The sequence below is a fragment of the uncultured Subdoligranulum sp. genome, assembly GCF_937890665.1.
Genome location: NZ_CALADU010000048.1, coordinates 1 through 7,643 on the forward strand (window position 1 = coordinate 1; position 7,643 = coordinate 7,643).

The window sequence follows — 7,643 nt, forward strand, 5'->3', positions numbered from 1 at the left end:
ACCGCACCACGTTTTACCTCCATTACACGGATACTACTCAACTGCTGCAAAGTATGGAGGAAGACCTGCTGGCAGAGGCCCAGGTGCTGGTGGACGCCCATATCCAGGAAACGGTGGCGGACGGCACCCTGCGCCCCGTGTTCGAGCCAATCCTGGACTTTGTGGTGGAGCATCGGGAGGTCTGCACTATCCTGTTTGAAAACAACGAGGTTAGCCAGTTTGCCGAGCATTTGCAGCAGCTGATTCACCGTAACGGCACGGAGGTCATTCGGGCCTGGTTCCAGCCTATGGATGACCAGCAGCTGTCCTATTTACTGAGATTCATCACCTATGGTCTCATTGGCCTGATTCGTGAGTGGTTCCAAAAGAACATGGACCTTCCCAAGGAAGAACTGCTTGTCACCGCGGAGTTTCTGGTGGATGGCGCGACTTCCCGGCTCTTGAAAGACGCATGAATCAGAGTGCTGGCATTGTTCTCACTGCATTTCCAAGTCATATGTTGATATAGCGGAAATCAAATGAGGGAGGCGTGAACCGTGGCCGGTTTTGCAAAAAAAGCGATTCGGGATTCGTTTATTAAGCTGTTGAATGAGAGGCCTCTAAGCCAAATCACTGTCCGGGATATCGTGGATGCCTGTGGTGTTAACCGTAACACCTTTTATTATTATTTTCAGGATATTCCCCAATTGGTAGAAACGATTATTAACGAGGATGCGAATCGGGTGATTCAGGAACATCCCTCTATTGAGTCCGTCGAGGACTGTCTCAATGCCGCCATAAGGTTTGCATTGGAAAACCGGAAAGCGGTACTGCACATTTATCACTCCATCAACCGGGATATCTATGAACAGTACCAATGGCGGGTATGTGAGCACGCAGTTACGACTTATGTAGATGGAATTCTGGCCGGACGGACCGTGGCGGAGCCGGACCGAAAGCTGATGATTGATTATTTGAAATGCATGTGTTTTGGCTTTGTCGTCGGCTGGCTGGAAACAGGGATGCAGGAAGGTATTCAATCGCGGTTCCATCGGATTTGCGAATTGAAGCGCGGCGATTTGGACGCGATGATTACCCGATGTGAAAAGAAATAAAACTTTGGCTTTTCTTAAGAACATAGAATCAGACAAAAGCAGCCCCTGTGCCTAAAAAACAGGCACAGGGGCTGCTTTTGTCCATATGATGTGCGGGTGTTTCTAAGTACAATTGAAGCAGGCTTGGTCGGGCATTGCTGCGCAAACACATCCGTAATGCTGCTGGTCTTATAGTTACCTCTTATCGGCTACACATAGAACAGTGAAAGCCCATAGTCGAGTCCATTCAGATGTTACTACATTTCCCCAGCGTCATGAAGGAACAAGCAAAGTTCAGTGAGTTTCTGATTCTTCTATTTCCGCTGTTTAGCGAAACATTTTATCTTTTAGAGGTCTCCTATGGATAAGAAACAATGGAAAACAGTAGCAATCAGTGCCGCTACACTTTTGCTTTTATTCCTGTTGGTAATTTGGGTGTTTCGGGATCATTATCAGGAGATTTTGCGGAATATCCAGGCCGTCAGCATCAGAGAACTGTTGCTCCTGCTGGGCATGGGTCTTGCTTATCAAATGCTTGAATCAGCAGTCTGCTTTGCGATGATTCGCCGTCGACTCCCAACATTTTCATATCGGCAAGCGGTAGAGGTGACCTTCCTTGGCGTTTTCGGAAACGTATCTACGCTTTCCGTCGGCTCTGTTCCCATGCAAAGCTATTACCTGCATCACTGCGGTATGATGACAGGCTGTGGCATTGGTACCATGATGCTGGAGTACATATTTCATAAGAGTTCTGTTTTAATCTACACCACCGTTATGCTGTTATTTCAGGGCCGCTGGCTCAGCGAAACTGGCCGCGGCTTTTCCCGCTACATACCGTTGGGATATGGAATCTGCGCTCTGATTATAGCGGCACTGGTTCTGCTGTGCGCCTGGGAAAAGGTGCAGTGGTTTGCATCCTGGGTGATTGATCATTTGCCGAATACGGAAAAATGGGAAGGCCGCAAGCGTCTGTGGAAAGACAATCTATCTTCGCTTCATACGGAATCCCCCAAATTGCTTCATGACCACTGGTGCCTTCTCAAAGTGCTGTTATTCAATGGTCTAAAGCTATTTTGCCTTTACACCATACCGTTTCTCTGTATGGAGATATTGGGAATATCTGGTCCCTCCTTCTGGCACGTACAGCTGCTGACCGCACTGATGCATCTGATCTCCAACGCCCTGCCCAATGTGGCGGGCGTGGGGCCAGTGGAGTTTGCCTTCGTGCTGATATTTTCCCACTATATGGAATATGCCCAGGCATCCTCCGCTCTGATTCTATTCCGCGTCGCAACATTCTTTTTCCCATTTATCCTCAGCATCCTCGTATTCCTGCGCGCACAAAGGCGTGTACTGAACGATTCTCAGAAAACCTGATCCATCGCAATAGAAAGTGAGAACTCTCTGTCAGAGAAAAAATACAACAGGAGATGTGAGCTATGAGAAAATTCTTGACTTCCGAATCGGTCACTGAAGGCCATCCTGACAAAATCTGTGATTTTGTTGCGGACAGTATTCTCAATGCGTTGCTGAACGAAGATCCCAAATCCCGGAGTGCAGTAGAGGTCACAGCGGAACCGGGAGCCATGCACATCATGGGCGAGATCACCAGCAAGGCATCCCCAAATTTTGAGAAGATTGCCCGCCGCTGTATTGCAAAAATCGGCTATACAAGGCCCGAATATGGGTTTGACGCAAAAAGTGTCAATATTACTTGCTCCATCCATGAGCAGTCTCCTGACATCGCAATGGGTGTGGATGCGGCCGCCGACGGCTCCAAGGATGTGGGTGCCGGCGATCAGGGTATGATGTTCGGCTACGCCTGCGATGAGACCACCGAATTGATGCCGCTGTCTATCACCTTGGCCCACGCCCTGACCTGCCGCTTGACGGAAGTCCGAAAGTCTGGCCTATTGCCCTACCTGCGTCCGGATGGAAAGGCACAGGTCACAGTGGAGTATGTGGATGGTGCGCCAATACGGGTAGACACTGTGGTAGTCTCTGCCCAACACGATCCGGATATTGATATGAAGGTGCTACGCAAGGATATTTTGGAGCGGGTTGTGTTCCCCGTCATTGATGCCAAGCTACTGGACGAAAACACGAAATACTATATCAATCCCACGGGGCGCTTTGTGCTGGGAGGACCCGCCGCGGACACCGGTCTGACCGGAAGAAAGATCATCTGCGATACTTATGGCGGCATCGGCCATCACGGCGGCGGAGCGTTCTCCGGCAAAGATGCCACGAAGGTTGACCGGAGCGCCGCATATATGGCCCGCCACGTCGCGAAAACCGCGGTGGCGGCGGGTGCTGCCAAGCAGTTGGAACTGCAGCTGGGCTATGCCATCGGTGTCTCTGAGCCAGTGTCCGTTTCTGTGGAAACCTTTGGGACAGGCCGACTGCCGGATGATGTACTGTGCGACTGGGTCCGCAATTGCTTTGACCTGCGCCCCGGAGCCATCATCCAATATTTAAAACTGGACAGTCCCATTTTTGCTGAGACCACAAATTATGGCCATTTCGGGAGAAACGGATTCCCCTGGGAGCAGGTAAATGAAACCGCGATGGATGCACTGAAAATGCGGCTTGTTTAAAAGCCGCATTTTTCATACTGGGTGGAGACGTGACGTTGTGAAAGAATTTGCTGTATCTCGAACCTGTGCGGAGAATTAGAGGAGGCTGTTCTATGGAAAATACGAGAATGATGAAAGTGAACGTGGATGGCGTTGAATATATTTATCCAAAAGGAACTCTGTATCAGGCGATAGCTGCTGATTTTCAGGAAGGATATGCGCATGATATTTTGCTTGTCAATCGAAACGGGAAACTCTGTGAACTGCACAAGGCTTTGGATAGGGATTGCACGCTGAAAATGATTACGGTAGAAGAAAAGCCGGGGATGCAGACTTATGAACGCAGTGTGGTTTTTCTGATGCTGAAAGCCTTCTATGATGTGGTTCGCAAGGAGAATGTTGAGCGCGTTTCCGTCGAGTATTCCATCAGCCATGCCTTGTTTATCCGGGCAAAGGGGGCCTTCACACTGGGACAGGAGCTGCTGAACCAGGTTGAAGGCCGCATGAGGGCGATTTCCGAACAGGCAGTACCTATTCGGAAAGAATCCATCAATACCGATGATGCTGTAGAACTGTTTCGCAAAACACAAATGTACGACAAGGCGCAGCTGCTCAGCTTTCGGATCAATTCCCATGTCAATATTTATTTTCTGGATGAGTTTTCAGATTATTTTTACGGCTACATGGTTCCTGATACGGGGTATTTGAAATGCTTTGGCCTGCAGCTGTTTGAGAGCGGATTTGTTCTGCGTCTGCCAGATCAAAAGAATCCCAGTCAGCTGGGAGCGTTCCATCCCTCCATGAAGGTATTCCGGGAACTTTACGACGCCACCCTCAGATCTGAGGCGCTGCATATCTCTAATGTTGCGGAGATGAACGGAGTCATTTCACAGGGAAATGCTACACACATGATCCTTGCGCACGAGGCAATGATGGAAAAGAAAATCGGAGATATTGCAGGTGAAATTGCAGCCCGGAAGGATGTTCGCTTCGTTATGATTGCCGGCCCTTCGTCCTCAGGAAAGACGACATTTTCCCATCGCCTGTCCACCCAGCTTTTGGCGTGCGGCCTGCACCCACATGCCATCGCAACGGACAATTATTTTAAAAACCGCTCCGAGACGCCCTTGGATCAAAACGGTCAGTATGATTTTGAGAGTTTGGGCGCCATGGATGTTGAGCAGTTCAATGCGGATATGACACGGCTCCTAAGGGGTGAGACGGTGGAAATCCCACAGTTCAACTTCAAAAAGGGCGTCCGTGAATACAACGGCGACTATCTGACCCTGGGAGCGCAGGATGTTCTTGTCATCGAGGGCATCCACTGCCTGAACGATCAGCTTTCCTATTCTCTGCCGAAAGAGAGCAAATACAAAATCTACATCAGCTGCCTGACTACGCTGAATGTCGATGACCACAACTACATCCCCACAACAGACGCACGACTTTTGCGAAGGATCGAACGGGATGCAAGGACCCGGGGTTACAGCGCCAGGGCTACCATTCAGATGTGGCCGTCTGTAAGAAGAGGAGAAGAAAACAATATTTTCCCGTTTCAAGACAGTGCGGACATGATTTTCAACTCGGCACTGATTTATGAAATCGCCCTTTTGAAACCCTTTGTGGAACCGCTGCTTTTTGGCGTTCCAAAAGATTGTGAGGAATACATCGAGGCAAAGCGCTTGCTGAAATTCTTAAACTATTTTTTACCCATTCCAGCAGACGACGTGCCAAAAACCTCCCTGATGCGAGAATTCATTGGCGGAGGCTGTTACAAAGTATAAATCAGTATTGGTGGAAACAGCCATTCAGGACCCCACAACTCTGGCAATTTATCGATTCTTGTTTGCTCAAATAGTTTTGTCCTTTGGGGCAGGCAATTATTTGGGCTCTGATTCGTAAAAAGGAAGTCTTAGGAGGACAATATGAGTATTAAAATTGTGACGGATTCAACCTGCGATTTGCCCCGGGAACTCATTCATGCACATCATATTTCGGTGATCCCCCTGCACATAAACAAAGGAGAAGACTCCTTTTTGGATGGCCTCGAAATCACGCCGGAGGATATCTTTTCTTATGTGGAAAAAGGAGGAGATATCTGCACAACAGCTGCGCCAAATCCTATGGAGCTGTCAGAATATTTCGAGGAACTCAGCCTGCAATATGAAGCGGTTATCATGATTACAATTGGCTCCGGTTTTTCAAGCTGCTATCAAAATGCAGTGATTGCTGCCAGTGAATTTTCCAATGTGTACATAGTGGATTCAAAGAATCTATCCAGTGGTCAGGGGATTATTGTGATGGAAGCGGCCAAAATGGCAGAACAGGGCGTCTCACCCGAAAAGATATGTATGCGCTTGGAGAGTGCCGCAAGCCGTGTCAATGCCAGCTTTATTCTTGACCGGTTGGACTATATGCGAAAGGGCGGCCGTTGTTCTTCCGTTGCGGCACTGGGGGCAAATTTGATGCATCTGAAACCGTGCATCGAAGTCAGCGGTGGAATCATGCGCGTAGGAAAAAAGTATCGGGGTTCTCTGGAAAAAGTCATGTATCAATATACCAAAGACCGCATTTCGGTACCCGGAAATATTTCTGATGGACGTGTCTATATTGTATATCCATCTGCTAAGCGGGAAGCTGTGGACGCTGCGAGGCAGGTCCTGACCGAAGATAAAAGATTCACTGATATTCAAGAGACCTTCGCGGGCTGCACAGTAGCATGCCATTGCGGACCCAACACGATTGGTGTGATGTTTCTTGAGGATTAGAAAACAAATAATGGAAAAGCGAGCAGCTGTTGTGATAGGAGCAGAACATGGATTTTCATGGATTTTATACTGGTAAAATTTTTGATGCCTATCAATATCTCGGCGCTCATATAACGGACGCCGGCGTAGTATTCCGCACCTTTGCTCCGGGAGCGCAGAAGGTTTCGCTGATTGGAGAATGCAGCCAATGGCGGGAATACGATATGAATCGGGTCTATGATGGAAACTTCTGGGAGCGTTATGTGGACAGTGTCAAACCGGGAAGCATGTACAAATACCGGATTTATGAAAAAAGCGGTAGCTGCGTTGACCACTGTGATCCGTATGGTTTTGGAATGGAGTTGAGGCCCAATTCCGCATCCATCGTTCGGGATATGAACTCCTACCAGTTCCATGACTCAGCCTGGATGCTTTCCCGCTCTGACTGCAAAAACAGGCCACTTAATATCTATGAACTCCATTTCGGATCATTCCGAAAGCCATCGGAGAGAGCGGATGATTGGTATACTTATGAGGAAATGGCGGATATTTTGATTCCGTATCTCAAGCAAAACGGATATAACTATCTGGAAATTATGCCGCTGAACGAGCATCCCTGCGATGAATCCTGGGGCTATCAAAGCACGGGCTTTTTCAGCCCGACCTCCCGTTATGGAACAGCAGATCAGCTAAAGGCCTTTGTAGACGCCTGCCATCAGAATGGCATAGGTGTCATCATGGATTTTGTTCCGGTACATTTTGCGGTAGACGGCTATGCTTTAGCTCAATTTGACGGCACAGCTTTGTATGAGTACCCCCATGCGGCAGTGGGTGTCAGTGAATGGGGAAGCCTAAACTTCATGCACTCTCGTGGTGAGGTTCGCAGCTTTCTGCAATCTGCCGCGAATTACTGGCTGGCGGAATTTCATGTAGATGGCCTGCGCATGGACGCAATCAGCCGCATGATTTATTGGCAGGGAGACCCTGGACGGGGTGTCAATCTGGACGCAGTAAAATTCCTGCAATATATGAATCGGGGGTTGAAGACACTGCATCCAACCGCAATTCTGATAGCGGAGGACTCCACATCCTATCCCAACGTTACAAAGTCTGTGTCTGAAAACGGCCTTGGATTTGACTATAAGTGGGACATGGGCTGGATGAACGACACCTTGGATTACTGCCGCACGGCTCCCGCATATCGCGGCATGAACGTAACCGTCAAATCTCCCTGCGCATAAAAAGGC

7 protein-coding genes are annotated in these 7,643 nt (G+C 48.8%); all 7 read left to right on the forward strand.

Annotated elements, in window-relative coordinates; genetic code table 11:
• The coding region (locus tag Q0526_RS02705) for a TetR-like C-terminal domain-containing protein (RefSeq protein WP_298730613.1) at positions 1 to 455 on the forward strand (455 nt) is incomplete at its 5' end.
• An 81-nt stretch (positions 456 to 536) separates the two neighbouring features.
• Positions 537 to 1,094, forward strand: coding sequence for a TetR/AcrR family transcriptional regulator C-terminal domain-containing protein (locus Q0526_RS02710; RefSeq protein ID WP_287553896.1), 558 nt, complete (start codon positions 537 to 539; stop codon positions 1,092 to 1,094).
• Between the two features lie 339 nt (positions 1,095 to 1,433).
• The gene (locus Q0526_RS02715; protein WP_298730621.1) at positions 1,434 to 2,450 is read left to right on the forward strand and encodes a lysylphosphatidylglycerol synthase transmembrane domain-containing protein; all 1,017 of its coding nucleotides are present in this window, start codon (positions 1,434 to 1,436) and stop codon (positions 2,448 to 2,450) included.
• Positions 2,451 to 2,512: 62 nt separating this feature from the next.
• Positions 2,513 to 3,670 carry a methionine adenosyltransferase gene (gene metK, locus Q0526_RS02720; RefSeq protein WP_298730623.1) on the forward strand — a complete coding sequence of 386 codons (1,158 nt, stop codon included), beginning with the start codon at positions 2,513 to 2,515 and terminating at the stop codon, positions 3,668 to 3,670.
• 92 nt (positions 3,671 to 3,762) lie between these two features.
• Positions 3,763 to 5,433 (forward strand): nucleoside kinase, encoded by a 1,671-nt coding sequence (locus Q0526_RS02725; protein WP_366522020.1) that lies wholly within the window; start codon positions 3,763 to 3,765, stop codon positions 5,431 to 5,433.
• Positions 5,434 to 5,574: 141 nt separating this feature from the next.
• Complete coding sequence (locus Q0526_RS02730) at positions 5,575 to 6,417, forward strand: DegV family protein (RefSeq protein WP_298730625.1); 843 nt, start codon at positions 5,575 to 5,577, stop codon at positions 6,415 to 6,417.
• A 47-nt stretch (positions 6,418 to 6,464) separates the two neighbouring features.
• Entirely contained in the window at positions 6,465 to 7,637 is a 1,173-nt protein-coding gene (locus Q0526_RS02735) for an alpha-amylase family glycosyl hydrolase (protein ID WP_366522021.1), read from the forward strand.
• Positions 7,638 to 7,643 lie beyond the last annotated feature (6 nt).